An 18,871-nucleotide genomic window follows, 5' to 3' on the forward strand; every position below is an offset into this window, starting at 1 on the left:
GGCAATGAACGACAGCGGCAAAGCCATCATTATAGTAGAAAGCAAACTGGACGGAGAAAAAAGCACGCATCGTTACAAGGGCGACTGGTTCCGCAAAGAACGGTCGCTGTTCATCCGTTACGAGGAGAGCGGCGAGACGCGCGCCTTGGTCCGTTATACGCCGGGCGAGTTGTTTGTGAAGCGAAGCGGCGGGGTGCAGTCGGAGCAGCATTTTGTAGCCGGGCAGAACCGCAGGGGAACATATCGGTCCGCTCTCACCGTATTCGAGCTTGAGACGCGGACGCGGTCCCTTCAGCTGCAAGCCAAAGCTGCTGCGGATGGGCCAAGGGCATTGCTGCCGACTTCGCCGCCTTTTACGCTGGAATGGCGGTATGAGCTGTACGTAAGCGAGCAATTATCGGGGCGGTTTCATATCCGTCTCCATATACAGGAGGATCATCAATCATGAGCAATGGCAATGTATTGGACGAATTATACGATAAGGTCAAGGGAGCGATTGCTGACGCTGCGGTTGCAGCGGGGCTGGCCGCTAGAGATGAGCTGCCCGTATTTGTGCTGGAGGTGCCGAAGGATAAATCGCACGGCGACCTCGCAACGAACGCCGCGATGCAGCTGACGAAGCTGGCTAGGAAGAATCCGCGCCAAATCGCGGAGGCGATTATCGCGAACCTGGATGTGAAGAGCGCGTCTATCGAGTCGGCGGAGATTGCCGGGCCCGGCTTTATTAACTTCCGCATGGACAAAAGCTATCTGTATCCGGTTATTTCGCAAGCGCTTGAAGCGGGCGAAAACTTCGGCCGCGTGAACGTCGGCCAAGGCTCCCGCGTGCAGGTCGAGTTCGTCAGCGCCAATCCAACCGGCAGCCTTCACTTAGGCCATGCGCGTGGAGCGGCTGTAGGCGACTCGCTGTGCAACTTGCTGGATTTCGCGGGCTATGATGTAACGCGCGAATACTATATTAACGACGCCGGCAAACAAGTCGAGAATCTGGCGCTGTCTCTGGAAGCGCGTTACCGTCAGGCGCTTGGCCAGGAAGCGGACATGCCGGAGGACGGGTATTACGGCGAAGATATTATCGCGTTTGCCAAGGGGCTTGCCGAGGAGAAGGGCGACGAGTTGCTGAAGCTCTCGGATGCCGAACGGTTTGCTTTTTTCCGCAGCTTTGGTCTGGAGAAAGAGCTTGAGAAAATTAAGCGCGACTTGAACCGGTTCCGCGTCGGCTTCGACGTTTGGTTCAGCGAGACGTCTCTATATGAGAACGGATTGGTAGAAGAGGGACTGAACGCGCTCAAGGCTTCCGGTCATGTGTATGAGGAAGAGGGGGCAACCTGGCTCGCGACGGTGCCTTTCGGCGATGACAAGAACCGCGTCCTCGTCAAAAATGACGGCTCTTACACTTATTTGACGCCTGACATTGCCTACCACCGCGACAAATACGGGCGCGGCTTCGACCGCATGATTAATATTTGGGGCGCCGACCACCATGGCTATATTCCGCGCGTGAAAGCGGCGATGGCGGCTCTCGGCAACGATCCGGAGAAGCTGACGGTATTGATCGCGCAGATGGTCAGCCTGTATCAGAACGGCGAGAAGATGAAGATGTCCAAGCGCACGGGCAAAGCGGTAACGATGGAAGATCTGATGGACGAGGTTGGCGTCGACGCGATCCGCTACTTCTTCTCGATGAGAAGCATGGACTCGCATCTTGATTTCGACATGGATCTCGCGATCTCGACTTCCAACGAGAACCCTGTGTTCTACGTGCAATACGCGCATGCGCGCATCTGCAGCATCTACAGACAAGCGGAGGAGCAGGGCGTCGCAATCCCGGACGTTAGCAGTGTAAACTTCCAAAAGCTGAGCTCGGAGGCGGAATTCGACCTCATCCGCAAAATCGGCGAGCTGCCGCAAGAGATCGCGGAGGCTGCCGCGCAGTACGCGCCGCATCGCCTGATTCGCTATGTATACGAGCTGGCGGCGCAGCTCCACAGCTACTACCGCGCGGAGCGCGTCATTACGGAAGACGCGGAGCAGACAGCCGCCCGCCTCGCGCTGCTCGGCGCCGTGCGCGTCGCGATCGCGAACGTGCTTCGCCTCATTGGCGTATCCGCGCCTGAGCGCATGTAATAGAGCTTTGAGGGCCGTCCTAATCGGAAGATTGGGACGGCCTTTTTTTGTTTTTACTGGAGATGCAGATGGGGCAGTTTGTACGAAATTTCGTGAAAAAGTGGGCTAGTGAGAGGTGAGAAGCAGCAGTTTGTACGAAAAATCGTACAAAAGGGAGCAAATGTGTGGTGCCACGTGGCGGTTTGTGCGAAAAATCGTACAAAGTGGAGCGCATGAGGGTAAGATGGGGCAGTTTGTACGAAATTTCGTACAAAAGGGAGCGAATGTGTGTTGCGGCGGGGCAGTTTGTACGAAAAAACGTGCAAAGTGGAGCGCATGAGGGGTAAGATGGGGCAGCTTGTACGAAATATCGTATAAAAGTGGGCTAGTGAGAGGTGCGAAGCAGCAGTTTGTACGAAAAAACGTGCAAAGTGGAGCGCATGAGGGGTAAGATGGGGCAGTTTGTACGAAATTTCGTACAAAAGTGGGCTAGTGAGAGGTGCGAAGCTGCAGTTTGTACGAAAAACCGTACAAAAGGGAGCAAATGTGTGGTGCCACGTGGCGGTTTGTACGAAAAATCGTACAAAAGTTAGCGGAAATATGTTGCGGGGGGCGGTTTGTACGAAAAAACGTGCAAAGTGGAGCGCATGAGAGGTAAGATGCGGCAGTTTGTACGAAAAATCGAACAAAAGGGAGCAAATGTGTGTTACGGCGGGGCGGTTTGTACGAAAAAACGTGCAAAAGGGTGCGGATGAGTGGTGTGGTGCGACAGTTTGTACGAAAAACGTGCAAAGTGGAGCGCATGAGAGGTAAGATCGGCAGTTTGTACGAAAAAACGTGCAAAGTGGAGCGCATGATGAGTAAGATGGGGCAGTTTGTACGAAATATCGTATAAAAGTGGGCTAGTGAGAGGTAAGATGCGGCAGTTTGTTCGAAAAATCGTACAAAAGGGAGCGAATGTGTGGTGCCAAGTGGCGGTTTGTACGAAAAATCGTACAAACTAGGGCGCATGAGGAGCCCTGCCCTACTTGCTCTCGAAAAACGATAGCAAAAAGGATGCCCCTTTAAAGTGAACGGTAAGCAGCAGCTCACAAAAGGCATCCTTTAAACTCCAAACTATAAGCCCAGAACGGGAATGTGTGTACTATTGGAACGGAGTATCGATAAACACAGGGATCATCGCCTTCAGCGAGTCTTCGAGTCCATAGCTGGTACCTGCGCCTTCCGCCGTCACCGGCAATTTAATGCTGGCCCAATATTCGCCTGCAGGAACGAGCTTGCCGTTGTTATCTTTTTGATCCCATATCACGATAGTAGAGACAGCGCCTTGCTGATGGACGATCTTGCCGCTGAACGGTTTCGTATGAAGCGTTCGCACAAGCTCTTCTTTTCCGTCCTTGTTTTGAACGATCTCGATATCGAAGGCGACGGGCTTTGTAATCGTGTGCGAGCTCTCCTTGTCTAGGTTGATGATGCTGACACGAAGATTGAACGGCACGTTCTTTTTATTATTGACATCACCATCCAGCGTCACCACAAGAGGATAACCCATTACGCCGCCAGCGCCATACAGGTTTCCATAGATTTGGTTATACGTCCAATCTGTCTTGTCGACAACCCTTACTTCCAGCTTATATTTATCGACAGTCTTCATATAAGGGAAATGTGTCTCGAAAGTGGCCATATCTCCTCCAACGGATTGCGATACCTTCTGATTCTGCAGCTGAAGCGGTTCCGTTACGCCGGCTTCCTTTCCATTCTGATCGAGTATTGCAATGACGATGTCTTTGCCTTGCGGAATACTTCGGTTAAACTTGATCGTTCCTGTTATAGTTGAAAGATCGCCCATCTCCGAGAATGTAACATCCAAGTGCCCCATGCGGACATAACCGTCTTTGTCTTGAAGGTCCAGATCGCGGTCATCGGCCAAAAAGATATCGACTGTCTTCGATCCGCTTTCCGCTTCCGAGTAATGAACGTCTCCGCCCATCTGTTCCGAGAACTTCCGGAGCGGGACATACAGCTGTCCTTTGTAATTCAAGGCAATCGTTTCATCCGAGCCCAAATAACGGGTCTCGCCGTTTACATGAAAGTAGACATGAATCGAGCTGATCAGCGCTTTGATCTCATTGGACGCGGATACGGCCGCAACGGCGGCAAAAACAGCCGACGCACAAATAAATCCCAAAATAAATTTTTTCAAATTATTCACGCTCCATATGTATTCGTCTCCTTACAGTGGTATAAACGGAAATCGATGTAAAAAGTTACGACCCTTGCATAGAATATTTTTGAAGATCCGTCATGCCCCTGCCCCAAAACGTCAAACAAGCCGGGAGCTAAATCCGCTCCGCGGCTTGCAGCATTCTCAGCACATCCAGCTCGCCGGGGCCTCGGCGGGATTTGCTGTTTCGAAGAGGCATCATGGATCGTTTCATAATCGACTTGATATCGCCAGGCGACAGTCCCGGCTTGAGCGACAGAAGCAGCGCGATGGCGCCGCTCACGTGAGAGGTGGCCATGGACGTGCCGCTCATCTCGTTGTAGTTGCCCCTCAGCCATGCGGACATGATCTTTTCGCCCGGAGCGTAAATGTCGATGTAAGGCCCGCGATTGCTGAACGAAGCAATACGCCGCAGCCTGTTGGTTGCTCCGACGGAAATGGTTTGCGGATATCGGGCCGGATAATCGACGAAGCGCTGCCTGCCGTCGTTGCCCGAAGAAGCGACGATAATGACGCCTTCGTTATAGGCGTTGGTCACAGCGCCGAGCAGCGCTTTGCTCCTAGTCTTCATGCCGAAGCTCATGTTAATTACATCCATGCCGTTGCGCACGCACCATTCGATGCCGAGAATAATGTCGGAGACGAAGGCGCTGCCGTTATGGTCGAACGCTTTCACCGGAGCGATGAGCGCCCTCGGCGCAACGCCGATCATGCCCTGCATTTGATTCGCGGCGGCTATGGTTCCCGCGATATGAGTTCCGTGCCCGTTGTCATCATAAGGCAGTTTGCTTCGATTGATCAGGTTTATGCCGCGCAGCAGAGAGTGCCTCAGGTCGGGATGGCCGAAGTCCACGCCGGTGTCAATGACGCCGATTTTCACGCGGTGACCGGTTGTGATCCCCCAAGCCATGGGAGCTTTAATTTGTTGCACGCCCCATGGTATGCCGTTCTGGGGGGCAGGCGTTTTCTGTGCGGAAGGGCTAACGCTGATCTTGCAGTCCTTCTCCATCCAGATTCGTCCGGTAAACGTCTCGTTCAGTCTGGCATCGGCGGGCAGCCTGCATGTGATCCCCATAATAATGGGCAGGGGATTGATCGATTTCAGGCTCTCTGATCCGGAATCATCCTTGTTCAACTGTTGAAGGAAGCGCCGGTAATCACTGCCGTTTTGGAATCGGATGATCCTCTTTACTGAAGAGGCGTCGGTTTTGCTGATAGCATGCTGTAACCATCGTATTAATGCGGCGGTATCCAATGTTAGCTTCCCCTCCCGAAGGACGATGCTTCATCATTGTATGAATCCGCCGTAAATGCCGAATGAGCAACATGCCTTTTTTCAGATAAATAGGCGCAGCGCCGTGTCATTTTTCAAGTCGAAACATAGGATAGAACAAGAGCTAACCATGCTCTTGCATTTCCGATAGAACCGCCCGGCGGCTCTTCGGACGGATACAGTCAAAGCGAAGGGAGCTTCCCTTCGCTTTTTGCATGCTCGCGATTTTCAGAGCTGGATAACGCCGCAAGCTGCGCGCCGCTTACCATTCATCGGGCCTGCTTGATTTTTTGCAGGAAATAGGTTTTACTATACTGTGACTAGCGTGTAAAACGACGAATGAGTGATTACATATTTCTAGGCAAGAAAGGATGTGTCCATATGAGCGGAAGCAATATCGCGCTTAAGCTTGATCCCGAACGCGTGAAGGAAATGCCGATGGTTGACTTGGCGTTCGAGGTTCTCAAAGCGGCGAATACGCCTTACTATTATCGTGATCTCATGATGGAGATCGCTAAAATACGCGGTCTGTCTGAAGAGGGCATTAAACAATTTATCGCGCAGGTGTACACGGAGATTAACATCGATGGTCGTTTCGCTTGCGTGGGCAGCAATATGTGGGGACTGAAGCGCTGGTATCCGGTTGAGCGTTCCGAAGATCCGGTGGGCAACGCGAAGCGTACCCGTATCATCAATGATGATGACGATCTCGAAGATGACGATCTGTATGCGGACGAGGAAGAAGATACCTACGCGGCGGACGACGAGGATTACGATGTTTACGATGAAGACGTCGAGGACTTCGATGACGCGGAAGAAGACGCCGAGGTTGACGAAGATGTAGAGATCGAGGACGAAATCGACGAAGATGACGAAGAACTTGATGCGGAAGAAGAGGATGAAGAAGACGGCTTCGAAGACGATGAAGAGGACGAAGATTAATCGCTTAGAAGCGTCTAGTTTCGCTTGACATGTCCTATAAGCCCGGAGTAAACTATTGCATGGGCTTAAGATTCGGTTAACAAATAACGCATATCATATGCAGATGAGAAAAGTGCCCCCGTAGCTACGGGTGTCACTTTTTTTGTTTGAACGGGACTTTTTTTCATGCGCTGCCTTGTTCTGGAAGTACCCGATTGGGGCAAGTCTGGGCAACATGACGGTATGCTTTTTAAACAGCCTCTGGTAGGGCAAACTTAAATTAACATAGGAGCATGGAGGGTATCATCAAGTGACCAAATACATTTTTGTAACCGGCGGCGTAGTGTCATCCTTAGGTAAAGGGATTACGGCAGCTTCTCTAGGCAGACTGCTGAAAAATAGGGGTCTAAAAGTTACGATCCAAAAATTTGATCCATATATCAACGTAGATCCAGGTACGATGAGCCCTTATCAGCACGGAGAAGTATTCGTAACCGACGACGGTGCGGAGACGGATCTAGACCTTGGCCACTATGAACGTTTCATTGACATCAATCTGTCCAAGAACAGCAACGTCACAACGGGTAAAATCTATTCCAATGTCATTACCAAAGAACGCCGCGGCGAATATTTGGGCGGCACGGTACAGGTTATCCCTCATATCACGAATGAGATAAAAGACCGCGTATTCCGCGCCGGACGGGAAGCAGGTTCGGACGTAGTCATTACCGAAATCGGCGGCACCGTGGGCGACATCGAAAGCTTGCCGTTTCTCGAAGCGATTCGCCAAATAAAGAGCGATATCGGACGCGATAATGTGATGTACATCCATGTTACGCTGATTCCTTATATTAAAGCTGCTGGAGAAGTGAAAACAAAGCCGACCCAGCACAGCGTGAAGGAGCTTCGCAGCATTGGCATTCAGCCGAACGTGATCGTCTGCCGTACCGAATATCCGCTTGCTGAAGACATGAAGCGCAAGATCGGCCTGTTCTGCGATATCGATGCGAATGCGGTAGTGGAATGCCGCGACGCGTCGACCCTGTACGAAGTGCCGCTCATGCTCAGAGAGCAAGGACTGGACGAGATCGTCGTGAATCATTTGAAGCTGACGACGAACGAGCCGGACATGACGGAATGGGAAAGTCTTGTTAACCGCGTGAAATCGCTGCATAAAACAACGGAAATCGCAATCGTCGGCAAATATGTCGCGCTTCATGACGCATACCTTAGCATCGTGGAATCGCTTGGCCATGCGGGGATCGCGCTTGACTCGGAGATCAAAATCCGCTGGGTCGATGCGGAATTGATCAACGACGCGAATGTGGCGGACGAGCTTCGCGGCGTTCACGGCATTTTGGTGCCGGGAGGCTTTGGAGACCGCGGCATCGAAGGCAAGATTACGGCTATTCGTTATGCGCGCGAGAACAAAGTGCCGTTCTTTGGTATTTGCCTTGGCATGCAGGTTGCGGTCATCGAATTTGCCCGCAATGTCGTCGGACTGGCGAACGCGAACAGCTCGGAGATTAATTCTTCGACGCCATATCCGGTCATTGATTTGCTGCCGGATCAGAAGGATATTGAAGATTTGGGCGGCACAATGCGTCTTGGTCTGTATCCTTGCAAAATCGTACCGGAAACGGTTGCGGCTCGCGAATACGGAGATGAGCTTGTATACGAGCGCCATCGCCATCGTTATGAATTTAACAATGAGTATCGAGAAGCGATTGAATCGGCCGGACTGCGCATTTCGGGCACATCTCCTGACGGCCGTCTCGTTGAGATGGTCGAATATGCCGAGCATCCATGGTTCCTGGCTGTGCAATTCCATCCGGAATTCACGTCCAGACCGAACCGTCCGCAGCCTCTATTCAAAGGCTTTGTTCACGCGGCTCTGGCGTATTCGGAGCGTTAATTCTTCTTTCACTTTCATCAGAATGTTAAATATCCTCTCATGTTAGTAATTTTTTGTATGAAATTAGGAGGAAAACCCCAAGCAGTACCGAATATATAAGAAAATACGGAAATTTGTCCTGTGGCAAGTTTAGTTTCGGGGGGTAGATGAAGGTTGGATAAGAAGAAGGTATTAATCGTTGACGATCAGAATGGAATCCGTGTGCTGCTTCTAGAGGTGTTCAGCAGCGAAGGATATAACACATTTCAGGCTGCCAACGGGAAGCTCGCCCTGGAAATCGTAAAGCAAGAGTCGCCTGATTTGGTTTTGCTGGATATGAAGATTCCGGGAATGGACGGACTTGAAATATTGAAGCATATTAAAGCGATCGATCCATCGATTAAAGTCATCATGATGACGGCCTACGGCGAGCTTGATATGATCAAGGAAGCGACGGATTTAGGGGCGCTGATGCACTTCACGAAACCATTCGACATCGACGAGATGCGTATGGAAGTGAACAAGCAGCTGCAGGGCGGCAGCAGCTCGGACCGGTACGCGGTTGGATCATAATAAGCAGCACATAAACGGCATTGCCGCTTACCGAAGCGGCGGTGCCGTTTTTAAGTTGTCTACGGAAAACAAGCTTTACCATTTGAGGGCGCAGTATGATATAATAGCTCAGACTGACAAGTCGGAACAGGCTTGCTCTTAAGGGCTGTTACTCAATAAGGAATCCGCTTGTTCGGAAGCAACAACCAAGCATAAGCATTAGAAACAAGGAAGGGCAAAACCGCCTTACAGGGCTAGCAGGCTTGATGCCATCCTTAAGGGCAGCTGACTAAGGAGGGTTTTCCTTGCTCTCTTCTGGACAGACGGGAGGAATGTAGATCGAATGGAGAAATTAATGGTTCGCGGCGGTAGACCGCTGCGCGGTACGGTTCAGATCAGCGGGGCCAAGAACAGCGCGGTTGCGCTGGTGCCGGCGGCAATACTGGCTGAGTCGGAGGTTGTGTTAGATAATTTGCCGCTTATAAGCGATGTGGCGGTTTATAGCGAAATATTGCAAGAGCTTGGAGCGAAGGTGGTTCGAAGCGGAGATACGATGCGGATCGATCCGTCAGACCTGCAGGCGAAGCCAATGCCTAACGGCAAGGTTAAGCTTCTTAGAGCCTCTTATTATTTGATGGGCGCAATGCTGGGGCGCTTCGGGGAAGCGACGATCGGAATGCCTGGCGGCTGCAACTTCGAGCCGCGTCCGATTGATCAGCATATTAAAGGGTTTGAAGCATTAGGAGCAAAAGTAACGAACGAGCATGGTTCCATTCATATTTACGCGAAGGAATTGCACGGAGCGAAGATTTATTTGGACGTCGCAAGCGTGGGCGCAACAATTAATATTATGCTGGCGGCCTCCCGGGCCAAAGGCTCAACGATTATCGAAAACGCGGCAAAAGAGCCTGAAATCATAGATGTAGCAACCTTATTGAATGCGATGGGCGCTGTTATCAAAGGCGCAGGTACAGAAACGATTCGAATTGAAGGGGTCGAGAAGCTTCACGGCTGCCGGCATTCCATCATTCCAGACCGTATACAAGCAGGCACTTATATGATTATGGCTGCGGCTACTCGCGGCGATGTCCTTATTGATAACGTTATTCCTAAGCACCTCGAAGCTCTAACAGCCAAGCTGGAAGAAATGGGCGTCGGCGTCGAAGAGCTTGACGAGTCGATTCGTATTACCGGCGCGCCGGAATATTCGGCTATTGACGTCAAGGCTCTTGTCTATCCGGGCTTTGCGACGGATTTGCAATCTCCGATGACGACTCTTCTTACGCAGGCGAAGGGCGTTAGCATCCTGTCCGACTACGTTTACGGTACACGTTTCAAGCATGTGCCGGAATTGTCGCGTATGGGGGCGAATATCCGCGTGGAAGGCCGTTCGGCGATTATTGAAGGGACGCGTCTTCATGCGGCCAAGGTCAAGGCGGCGGATCTAAGAGCCGGCGCCGCGCTCGTGGTTGCCGCTCTGACGGTAGAGGACGGCGTAACGGAGATTACCGGTGTTGAATATATTGACCGCGGATATGATCGTTTGGTCGAAAACTTGACGAGTCTAGGCGCGGAAATTTGGCGGGAAACGGAGTCCTAATGGACTCCGTGATTTAGGTTTGTGAATATTTTTCAAAGTGATGGAAAAGATGTATAATCAGTCCTATTACCTAATTTGAATAAAGTGGTGAGAATATGTCGGATCTCCAAATAGCAGATCTCGAAGAAATGAAGCTGACCGAGCTTTATAAGCTGGCGAAGCAATACCAGATCGCTTATTATGGAACGCTTAAGAAGAAGGAGCTTATCTTCGCCATTCTGCGGGCGCAGGCGGAGAAAAGCGGATTTTTATTTATGGAAGGCGTCCTCGATATTTTGCAGGAAGGCTTCGGCTTTTTACGACCCATTAACTATTTGCCAAGCAAAGAAGACATTTATATATCGGCCTCGCAAATCCGAAGATTCGATTTGAGAAGCGGTGACCTCGTTTCCGGCAAGTGCCGTCCTCCTAAAGAGAACGAGAGATATTTCGGACTACTCCAAGTCAATGCTGTCAACGGCGAAAATCCCGAAACGGCTTCCGAACGGCTCCATTTTCCTGCTCTTACTCCTCTTTATCCCGAGAAGAAACTAGTGCTCGAAACCTCACAGTCGAAGCTATCCACCCGTATGATGGACTTGCTGGCGCCCGTTGGATTGGGACAAAGGGGTCTCATCGTCGCACCTCCCAAAGCAGGTAAAACGCTCTTGCTCAAGGAAATTGCGAACAGCATATCGGAAAATCATCCGAATATCGAGCTTTTTGTGCTGCTCATTGACGAGCGTCCAGAGGAAGTTACGGATATGCAGCGTTCTGTAAAGGGCGAGGTCGTCGCTTCTACTTTCGATGAGCTGCCGGAAAATCATATTAAGGTTGCGGAGCTTGTGCTCGAGAGGGCGCTGCGTTTAGTCGAACACAAAAAAGATGTCGTTATTTTGCTGGACAGCATTACTCGGCTTGCGCGCGCGTATAACCTAGTTATTCCTCCTTCCGGCAGAACGCTAAGCGGCGGTATCGATCCGGCTGCGTTCCACCGTCCGAAGCGGTTTTTCGGATCGGCCCGTAATGTGGAGGAAGGCGGAAGCTTAACCATTCTTGCAACAGCCCTAATCGAGACGGGATCTCGTATGGACGATATTATTTATGAAGAATTTAAAGGAACGGGCAACATGGAGCTTCATCTTGATCGGAAGCTGGCGGAGCGCCGGATTTTCCCTGCGCTAGATATGCGCAGATCGGGAACGCGGCGTGAAGAAATGCTCTTGACCAAGGAAGAGCTGGATAAAGTGTGGGCAATCCGCAGAAGCTTGACCGATACGCCTGATTTCGTGGATAACTTCCTGAAGAAGCTGAAGGAAACGGAAAATAACGAACAATTCCTTATGTCGCTGGATACGTCGGCCGAGACGTCTAAGTCGGAGCGTTCGTCCATGAAGAGCGCGCAGACCTCCGCGGCGGGACGCAGGCCGGTAGCAAGAACGACGAACGGCTCGTAGCTCTCGATAAGGAAAGGAGGACATCATGAATCTCGTATATGCAGACGAACATGGCAACGTGTTCGACCATCCTGAATATATCGGACTAGGCCGAAGTGGGGATATGATTGTAGAAATCATGGAGGATGAGCTTATTCCTCTTCCTGCAGGCGCGACACTTGTTAGCTTACCCTTTACCAGACCGATCGGACTTGACCCGGATACCGGTGAGATGCAGGCATTGCCCGGCGGCGCTCAGGCCGTAGGCGCCTTGCTTCCGCAGGGCTATACACGGCTTTGTCTTCCCGGATATGTGAAATCCGATAAGAAGGAGAAGCTGCCGCTTTTCGGTTATACCGCTGTTGTATGGAAGGACGGCGGATTCTTTGTTACGGCGGAGCAGTGCGACGATCCTGAACGTTGGGATCCGCTCAATTGCGACCGCAAAGAACTAAACGTACAAGTCGAGCGCTTGCTGGAGAAATACCCGGAAAACCGATTGTACAAGCATTTGTCGAATTGCGCTTTAGGCTACGAATGTTTAACGGCGTCCAACACATTCCTGAGCAGATGGGAAGGCGCGGTTCCGGTATCCTACTCCTGTAATGCGGGCTGCTTCGGCTGTATATCCGAGCAGCCGGAGGACAGCGGCTTCCCTGCGCCGCAGACGCGCATGAATTTCAAACCGACGGTCGATGAAGTCGTAGAAATCATGCTGGAGCATCTGAAGGAGCCGGAATCCATTATCAGCTTTGGACAAGGCTGCGAAGGCGAGCCTTCCACGCAGGTGAAAATTATTGTAGAGGCGATGAAGCGTGTAAGGGAGCAGACCTCGCTTGGCTTCATTAATATTAATACGAACGCCGGACTCACCGATTTTATGCGCGCGATTGTGGATGCCGGGCTTGATTTGATGAGAGTCAGCACAATCAGCGCGATCGATGAACACTACAATGCCTACTATAAGCCGCGCGGATATACGTTGCATAATGTGGAGCGTTCGCTTAAGTATGCTGCGGATAAGGGCGTCTATACGTCCATAAACTATTTGATATTTCCGGGCGTTACCGACCGTGAAGAAGAGATTGAAGCGATGATTGATTTCGCGAAGCGGACGGATCTTAAGCTCATTCAAATGCGGAATTTGAATATTGATCCGGAGAGCTATTTGGCGCTCATTCCGAAGGCGAAAGGCGAGATCTATGGCATGAAGCAAATGCTGGAGATTTTCCGCCAGGAGCTTCCGGATGTTGTGATCGGCTCCTATACGCATGTGCCGCCTGCGCCGATGCGAAGAGTAAGGCTGTAATTGGCAAGTGTGATCTTGCCGCTGGCAGGCGATTATCATTGCGCCTAAACGTCGTTCCGTGCTATAATCCGTATTGTGTGATTTTACTCTGGGTCCGCATGTGGCTCAGGGCAGAAAGAGGTGAACGAGATGAAACAAGGTATTCATCCGACATACCACGTCGTTACAGCAACTTGCGCTTGCGGCAATACATTCGAGACAGGTTCGATCAAGTCGAATCTTCGCGTTGAGATTTGCTCCGCATGTCACCCATTCTTTACGGGTAAGCAGAAGTTCCTGGATGCCGGCGGCCGCGTCGACCGTTTCAAGAAGAAATACGGCATTTAATTGTGCATACAACAATGATTCCGCCTTTAATTGGCAGAATACAAGAACCTCCCTCAGCCATCCTATGGTTAAAGGGAGGTTTTTTTCATGGCATTCAAAAAGGGTTATCGAAAAGGAAGACGAATGTGGCGATTGTTATGGATCGGCGTGTACGGTTCATTATTGCTCTTACTGGTGAGCGGCTGCGGACAAAATGCGGACGGACAGGCAAGAGTCTATAGAAACGACGGTTATATGGGGTTAACGAACACCAACCCGAACCTGCTGAATCGGAGCGGGACCTCCTATGATTTTGATATGGAAATGGTGGGGCAGCTGCTTAAACCGATCAGAGGCATCGAAAATACGCAGGTTGGCTTTAACGGCGACGAAATGAATGTAACGCTTCGGGTAAGCCGCAGCTTGACCGACAAGGAAAGAAAGGCGATGCTCGCTGAGGCGCAAAGCCTGCTTCAGTCCAATTTTCCGCGTTATGATGTGCATGTGAAAGTAAAGAGTTAGACATCTTTCGGTTATTAAGCCAAGTCTAAGGAATCGGCCGCGGTGAAGCGGAAGTTTTACCGCTGAATGGAACGCTATTTATGATGGGTTAGACAAGATCTGGACAAATGCGGTAAATCGCACCATAGGTGAATTCACAGCCTCACGATATGCAAATTTCACCATAGGTTGCGCTTTGGTCTAGAATGTAATATACTTGTCCTTGCCGTGCTAGATGGGGAGGTAGCGGTGCCCTGTAACTCGCAATCCGCTGTAGCGAGGTTGAATTCCTGTCTGAGGTTATGCTGATGTGAGGCTTGGCGCTTGCAAGCAGTGTTGACAGCTGGGTCCTCCGCAATGGACGCTTGTGAACCCGGTCAGGTCCGGAAGGAAGCAGCCGTAAGCAAGTTAGTTCATGTGCCGGAGGGGTGCCTGGCTCGAGCTGTGTCGCAAGAGTGCCGCTCGGGTCGCATGTATCGAGGACAGGTGCACGGTCCTAATAAGACACGCATTGGGTATAGAAGCCCGTCAAATATAGTCCTGCAGCAGTGGTTTTTGCAAGCAAAGCTTGCGGAGACCGGGAGCTGCGGGGCTTTTTTGTCTAGATGATGATTTAACATTTTGATTGAACCGAAGGTGTAGTATAATAGATCAGAGAAAACGCTGCTGAGCTTAAGATCAGGCAAGCTGAAAGGGAAGAGTCGCGTGTCACATATTGCATTATATCGTGCCTGGCGTCCTCAGACGTTTCAGGACATGGTTGGACAGCAGCATATTATACAGACGCTTCAGAATGCGATTCGCGAACAACGGGTATCTCACGCGTACTTATTCAACGGACCGAGGGGCACGGGCAAGACGACAACCGCCAAAGTGCTCGCCAAAGCCGTTAACTGCGAACGAGGACCGGCCATTGAGCCATGCAACGAATGCGAAGCTTGCAAGGGGATTACGGCCGGTCATATTATGGACGTCATCGAAATCGACGCCGCGTCGAATCGCGGTATTGACGAGATTCGGGATATTCGCGACAAGGTAAGATACGCGCCGTCCGAAGTGCGATACAAAGTGTACATCATTGACGAGGTGCACATGCTCACTTCCGAAGCGTTCAACGCGCTGCTGAAAACATTGGAGGAGCCGCCGGGTCACGTTATCTTTATTCTTGCGACCACGGAGCCTCACAAGCTGCCGGCAACCATAATCTCCAGATGTCAGCGCTTTGACTTCCGCCAAGTTTCCTTGGAGGAGCAAACGGGAAGGCTGATGCAGATCTGTCAAGAAGAAGGCATCAGCGCTGATGAGGATGCCCTTGCTTATATCGCGCGCTTGTCGGAAGGCGGGATGCGGGATGCGATCAGTCTTCTGGAGCAAGTAGCGGCATTCGGCGACAGCCGAATCTCGCTTGAAGCTGCAATAGATGTTACAGGAGGCATAGCCGCCGAACAATTCTATCAGCTTGCGGAAGCGGTGAGGGACCGCAATGTATCGGCGCTGATGCCGCTGGTGGAAAGCTTGATGCAGGCGGGCAAGGCGGCGGATAAGTGCATGGAGAATTTGATGTACTATTTCCGCGATTTGCTTGTGTTAAAGCTTGCCCCGACCGGCGCAGCCACCGAAAGGGTTGTCGATCGCGAGCGGTTCCTGGAAATGGCGGAAGCCTATTCATCGTCCCGTTTGTTTGCGATGATTGATATCTTAAACCGATACCAGGTAGAATTAAAGCATGCTTCGCAGCCCCAGACCGTATTTGAGGTCGCTTTAATGAAGCTGTGCTCGATTAACGATGAGGGGTCATCCGTATCGGTACAGAGAGGGGCCGCCTCTAGCGGGGCATCGGATGCCGAAGTGTCCAGGCTCCGCGGTCAGGTTGAGGCGCTTGAGAGGAAGCTTGAAAGCTTGCTGAAGAGCGGAATCGCCCCTCAAGCATCAGGTGACGCGGGAGCAGGTGAAGCTCGTAGCGCGGCGCCGATCTCGCGCGGTCCTTCTCGAGGCGCGTTCGGCGGCGGTGGCGGCGGCAAGGTTCGGACGAAGGTGAAGCTGGACGGTTACGCTGCTGCTGCCGGCAGTCCGGAGTCGGGCATTGCGCGATCCAAGTGGGGCGACGTGCTGGCTCGTGTCAAAGACGCCAAAGTAACGCTTCATGCATGGCTGAAGAACGGCGAGCTTGTCTCCGTTGATGCCGGCAATCTGCTGCTTGCTTTCAAAAATGAGATTCATAGGGAAACAACCGAAAAGCCGGATCATCGGGAGATTATCGAACGGATTGCTTCGGAAGTGCTGGGGGCTCCGTATCGGTTGGTCACCGTGATGCAGAAGGAATGGCAGGCGGCATTGGACGGCGCGGATAACGAGCCGGGAGAAATGCTGGAGCTGGAACCGGAAGGCGACGCTGAAGGCGCGAAAGCTTCACAGAGACCCGTATGGGTGGAGGAAGCGGTCAAGCTGTTTGGCGAAGATTTGGTCGTTGTGAAAGAAAAGGCATAACTTAAATTATTAATGAGGTGACGAATAATGAACAACATGAACCAAATGATGAAGCAAGTGAAAAAAATGCAAGAGCAAATGATGAAGGCTCAGGAGCAATTGGAGAGCAAGACCGTCGAAGGAACAGCTGGAGGCGGAGTGGTCAGCGTAACGATGAACGGCCACAAGAAACTGCTGAACATCGTCATTAAGCCGGAAGCGGTTGATCCGGACGACGTTGAAATGCTTCAAGACCTCGTTATGACTGCCGTTAATGACGCGCTTACAAAAGCGGACGAACTTGCGAATCAAGATATGGGCAAATTCACAGGCGGCATGAAAATTCCGGGTCTGTTCTAAGGAGCGGGCGTTCGCTGCGCTGAAAGGAGCTGTACCCTTTGTTTTACCCGGAACCGATAGCAAAATTGATTGACGCGTTTACCCGCTTGCCTGGCATCGGTCCGAAGACTGCCGCCAGGCTTGCTTTTCACGTGCTTCGAATGAAGGAAGATGACGTGATCGATTTCGCCAAAGCGTTAGTAAGCGTGAAGCGGAATCTGTTTTATTGCTCGGTATGCTGCAATATTACGGATACGGATCCGTGTAAGATTTGTCAGGACAAATCGCGCGACAGCTCCGTTATCTGTGTCGTTCAAGAGTCCAAGGATTTAGTGGCGATGGAACGGACGAAGGAATTCGACGGCTATTACCACGTCCTGCAAGGCGCGATTTCTCCAATGGAGGGAGTCGGACCCGATGAGATCCGAATTGCCGAGCTCCTGCGCAGATTAAGCGACGAGCGTGTACAGGAACTTATTCTTGCTACGAATCCTAATATCGAGGGCGAAGCGACTGCGATGTATTTATCGCGGTTAGTAAAGCCGTTTGGATTAAAAGTGACCCGAATCGCCCATGGTCTGCCGGTTGGCGGGGATCTGGAATATGCCGATGAAGTGACCCTGTCCAAAGCTTTGGAAGGTAGGCGTGAGCTCAGCTGATAGCCGAGACCGCTTCTAGAACCGTTCTTTCATGGAACATCCATGGGGGACGGTTCTTTTTTGTTTAGGTTAGCCCCCTTCTATACATCCTTGAGTTCTATTCTTCGGTACAGGCCTATACACATAGAAGAAGAACCGCATACCAAGCGTGGACAAGGAGGGTGCGAAATGGACTTGCAACAACCGGAACAAAATAAGGAAGACTACAGCCGAAAACGAAAGCTGAAGGAGGAAATTGCAGATGCGTTAAAGGAATGGGAGAGCGCCAAAAGATATTTCAACTATGCGCTTGGCCATGAGCAAGTGGACTATGCGATTCATGCGATCATTACGGCCGAGAAGCGCTACACCATGCTATTAAGCAAAGCGAAAAAAATGAAAGGCTCATGGCCGCAATGGGAGGGAGTAGCGGAATGAAGGCAGTATGGTTGACAGTATTGATTGCGTCCTCGTTAACGCTGATTATCGTTTTATTGCGAAGCAGGCTTTCTTGGAATTGGCTGCGCAGTTTTGTCCTGCATTTGATCGCGGCAGCAGGTCTCTTATATCTTGTGAATGAGACGGGGATTGTTGAAGGGCTGCATATTCCGCTCAATCCCTTTACGATAAGCGCGGCTGTAGTGCTAGGCGTGCCAGGCGTTTTGATGTTGGCAGGCATTCAGCTCTTTATTGTTTAATGAGTGACAGCGATACTGGAATTGATTTTTATTTCAGGAAATGCTGCGCTCTAGGTTGACGGGACTATTCTGGTTATGCTACATTATTACTCGCGCCAACAAAGTGAAAGTCGCTTTTGTAACAGCTTTTAAAAAAGAATTAAAAAAGTGCTTGCATTATGATGGGCGTATGTGATATATTATAAAAGTCGCCGCTGAGACACGGGCGACACGAAAGAAAAAAGATTGTTCTTTGAAAACTGAACAACGAGCGAAACTGCCCTGTTAATTCGGTAACGAGTTAATAGATATAAGAAGTTTTCGTACTCGGCTTTAGCCGATGCGAAAAGCTTCAAGCAACAAACGTAATGAGCAATCAAACACTTTTATGGAGAGTTTGATCCTGGCTCAGGACGAACGCTGGCGGCGTGCCTAATACATGCAAGTCGAGCGGAGTTATTCCTTCGGGGATAACTTAGCGGCGGACGGGTGAGTAACACGTAGGTAACCTGCCTGTAAGACTGGGATAACATTCGGAAACGAATGCTAATACCGGATACGCGAGTTGGTCGCATGGCCGACTCGGGAAAGACGGAGCAATCTGTCGCTTACAGATGGACCTGCGGCGCATTAGCTAGTTGGTGAGGTAA

The 18,871-nt window shown here is 51.1% G+C and carries 17 protein-coding genes, 1 rRNA gene and 1 other RNA gene; 17 read left to right on the forward strand and 2 right to left on the reverse strand.

Translation table 11 applies throughout. From position 1 onward, the window contains the following. Positions 1–4 precede the first annotated feature (4 nt). Both D3P08_RS17600 and argS read left to right on the forward strand, forming a co-directional pair. Positions 5–448 (forward strand): YwiB family protein, encoded by a 444-nt coding sequence (locus D3P08_RS17600; RefSeq protein ID WP_119601018.1) that lies wholly within the window; start codon positions 5–7, stop codon positions 446–448. After that, positions 445–2,127 (forward strand): arginine--tRNA ligase, encoded by a 1,683-nt coding sequence (gene argS / locus D3P08_RS17605; RefSeq protein WP_119601019.1) that lies wholly within the window; start codon positions 445–447, stop codon positions 2,125–2,127. The genes D3P08_RS17600 and argS overlap by 4 nt, the downstream gene beginning before the upstream one ends. 1,123 nt (positions 2,128–3,250) lie before the next feature. Here argS and D3P08_RS17610 read toward each other — a convergent pair. Then, the gene (locus tag D3P08_RS17610) at positions 3,251–4,309 is read right to left on the reverse strand and encodes a hypothetical protein (protein ID WP_147381823.1); all 1,059 of its coding nucleotides are present in this window, start codon (positions 4,307–4,309) and stop codon (positions 3,251–3,253) included. Positions 4,310–4,445: 136 nt separating this feature from the next. Then, complete coding sequence (locus tag D3P08_RS17615; RefSeq protein WP_240647624.1) at positions 4,446–5,585, reverse strand: S8 family peptidase; 1,140 nt, start codon at positions 5,583–5,585, stop codon at positions 4,446–4,448. A gap of 399 nt (positions 5,586–5,984) precedes the next feature. On the opposite strand from D3P08_RS17615, the gene rpoE reads away from it, so the two are divergent. The 15 genes from rpoE to D3P08_RS17690 form a co-directional block, all read left to right on the forward strand. Next, on the forward strand, positions 5,985–6,545 hold the full coding sequence (gene rpoE, locus D3P08_RS17620; protein WP_119601021.1) for a DNA-directed RNA polymerase subunit delta: 561 nt from the start codon (positions 5,985–5,987) through the stop codon (positions 6,543–6,545). A gap of 289 nt (positions 6,546–6,834) precedes the next feature. Beyond that, the gene (locus tag D3P08_RS17625; protein ID WP_119601022.1) at positions 6,835–8,439 is read left to right on the forward strand and encodes a CTP synthase; all 1,605 of its coding nucleotides are present in this window, start codon (positions 6,835–6,837) and stop codon (positions 8,437–8,439) included. A 153-nt stretch (positions 8,440–8,592) separates the two neighbouring features. After that, entirely contained in the window at positions 8,593–8,991 is a 399-nt protein-coding gene (locus D3P08_RS17630) for a response regulator (RefSeq protein WP_119601023.1), read from the forward strand. A 322-nt stretch (positions 8,992–9,313) separates the two neighbouring features. Beyond that, positions 9,314–10,570 (forward strand): UDP-N-acetylglucosamine 1-carboxyvinyltransferase, encoded by a 1,257-nt coding sequence (locus D3P08_RS17635; RefSeq protein ID WP_119601024.1) that lies wholly within the window; start codon positions 9,314–9,316, stop codon positions 10,568–10,570. A 95-nt stretch (positions 10,571–10,665) separates the two neighbouring features. After that, positions 10,666–12,006, forward strand: coding sequence for a transcription termination factor Rho (gene rho, locus D3P08_RS17640; protein WP_119601025.1), 1,341 nt, complete (start codon positions 10,666–10,668; stop codon positions 12,004–12,006). Positions 12,007–12,031: 25 nt separating this feature from the next. After that, positions 12,032–13,294: a radical SAM family protein gene (locus tag D3P08_RS17645; RefSeq protein WP_119601026.1), complete on the forward strand. Its 1,263-nt coding sequence runs from the start codon at positions 12,032–12,034 to the stop codon at positions 13,292–13,294. Between the two features lie 129 nt (positions 13,295–13,423). Next, a complete protein-coding gene (rpmE, locus tag D3P08_RS17650) occupies positions 13,424–13,621 on the forward strand; it encodes a 50S ribosomal protein L31 (protein ID WP_119601027.1) in 198 nt (65 codons plus the stop codon). Positions 13,622–13,708: 87 nt separating this feature from the next. Continuing rightward, positions 13,709–14,122, forward strand: a complete 414-nt coding sequence (locus D3P08_RS17655) for a hypothetical protein (protein ID WP_119601028.1) — start codon at positions 13,709–13,711, stop codon at positions 14,120–14,122. A 205-nt stretch (positions 14,123–14,327) separates the two neighbouring features. Further along, an RNA gene (ffs, locus tag D3P08_RS17660) (signal recognition particle sRNA large type) lies at positions 14,328–14,595 on the forward strand. 211 nt (positions 14,596–14,806) lie between these two features. Then, a complete protein-coding gene (gene dnaX / locus D3P08_RS17665) occupies positions 14,807–16,588 on the forward strand; it encodes a DNA polymerase III subunit gamma/tau (RefSeq protein WP_119601029.1) in 1,782 nt (593 codons plus the stop codon). A 27-nt stretch (positions 16,589–16,615) separates the two neighbouring features. After that, entirely contained in the window at positions 16,616–16,927 is a 312-nt protein-coding gene (locus D3P08_RS17670) for a YbaB/EbfC family nucleoid-associated protein (protein WP_119601030.1), read from the forward strand. A 38-nt stretch (positions 16,928–16,965) separates the two neighbouring features. Continuing rightward, on the forward strand, positions 16,966–17,565 hold the full coding sequence (gene recR, locus D3P08_RS17675) for a recombination mediator RecR (RefSeq protein ID WP_119601031.1): 600 nt from the start codon (positions 16,966–16,968) through the stop codon (positions 17,563–17,565). 168 nt (positions 17,566–17,733) lie between these two features. Next, on the forward strand, positions 17,734–17,982 hold the full coding sequence (locus D3P08_RS17680) for a DUF2508 family protein (protein WP_162848518.1): 249 nt from the start codon (positions 17,734–17,736) through the stop codon (positions 17,980–17,982). After that, positions 17,979–18,242, forward strand: coding sequence for a pro-sigmaK processing inhibitor BofA family protein (locus D3P08_RS17685; protein WP_119601033.1), 264 nt, complete (start codon positions 17,979–17,981; stop codon positions 18,240–18,242). Before D3P08_RS17680 ends, D3P08_RS17685 begins: the two co-directional genes overlap by 4 nt. A 364-nt stretch (positions 18,243–18,606) precedes the next feature. Beyond that, positions 18,607–18,871 (forward strand): 16S ribosomal RNA (locus D3P08_RS17690); the annotation flags it as partial.

The organism is Paenibacillus nanensis, from assembly GCF_003583765.1.
In the GTDB taxonomy this organism is placed as follows: Bacteria; Bacillota; Bacilli; order Paenibacillales; family Paenibacillaceae; genus Pristimantibacillus; species Pristimantibacillus nanensis.

Bases quoted from the DNA above. Each gene is read 5' to 3' on its own strand.
- D3P08_RS17600 (WP_119601018.1), top strand. From the start codon at position 5: ATGAACGACAGCGGCAAAGCCATCATTATAGTAGAAAGCAAACTGGAC.
- argS (WP_119601019.1), top strand. From the start codon at position 445: ATGAGCAATGGCAATGTATTGGACGAATTATACGATAAGGTCAAGGGA.
- rpoE (WP_119601021.1), top strand. From the start codon at position 5,985: ATGAGCGGAAGCAATATCGCGCTTAAGCTTGATCCCGAACGCGTGAAG.
- D3P08_RS17635 (WP_119601024.1), top strand. From the start codon at position 9,314: ATGGAGAAATTAATGGTTCGCGGCGGTAGACCGCTGCGCGGTACGGTT.
- rho (WP_119601025.1), top strand. From the start codon at position 10,666: ATGTCGGATCTCCAAATAGCAGATCTCGAAGAAATGAAGCTGACCGAG.
- D3P08_RS17645 (WP_119601026.1), top strand. From the start codon at position 12,032: ATGAATCTCGTATATGCAGACGAACATGGCAACGTGTTCGACCATCCT.
- rpmE (WP_119601027.1), top strand. From the start codon at position 13,424: ATGAAACAAGGTATTCATCCGACATACCACGTCGTTACAGCAACTTGC.
- D3P08_RS17655 (WP_119601028.1), top strand. From the start codon at position 13,709: ATGGCATTCAAAAAGGGTTATCGAAAAGGAAGACGAATGTGGCGATTG.
- D3P08_RS17670 (WP_119601030.1), top strand. From the start codon at position 16,616: ATGAACAACATGAACCAAATGATGAAGCAAGTGAAAAAAATGCAAGAG.
- D3P08_RS17680 (WP_162848518.1), top strand. From the start codon at position 17,734: ATGGACTTGCAACAACCGGAACAAAATAAGGAAGACTACAGCCGAAAA.
- D3P08_RS17685 (WP_119601033.1), top strand. From the start codon at position 17,979: ATGAAGGCAGTATGGTTGACAGTATTGATTGCGTCCTCGTTAACGCTG.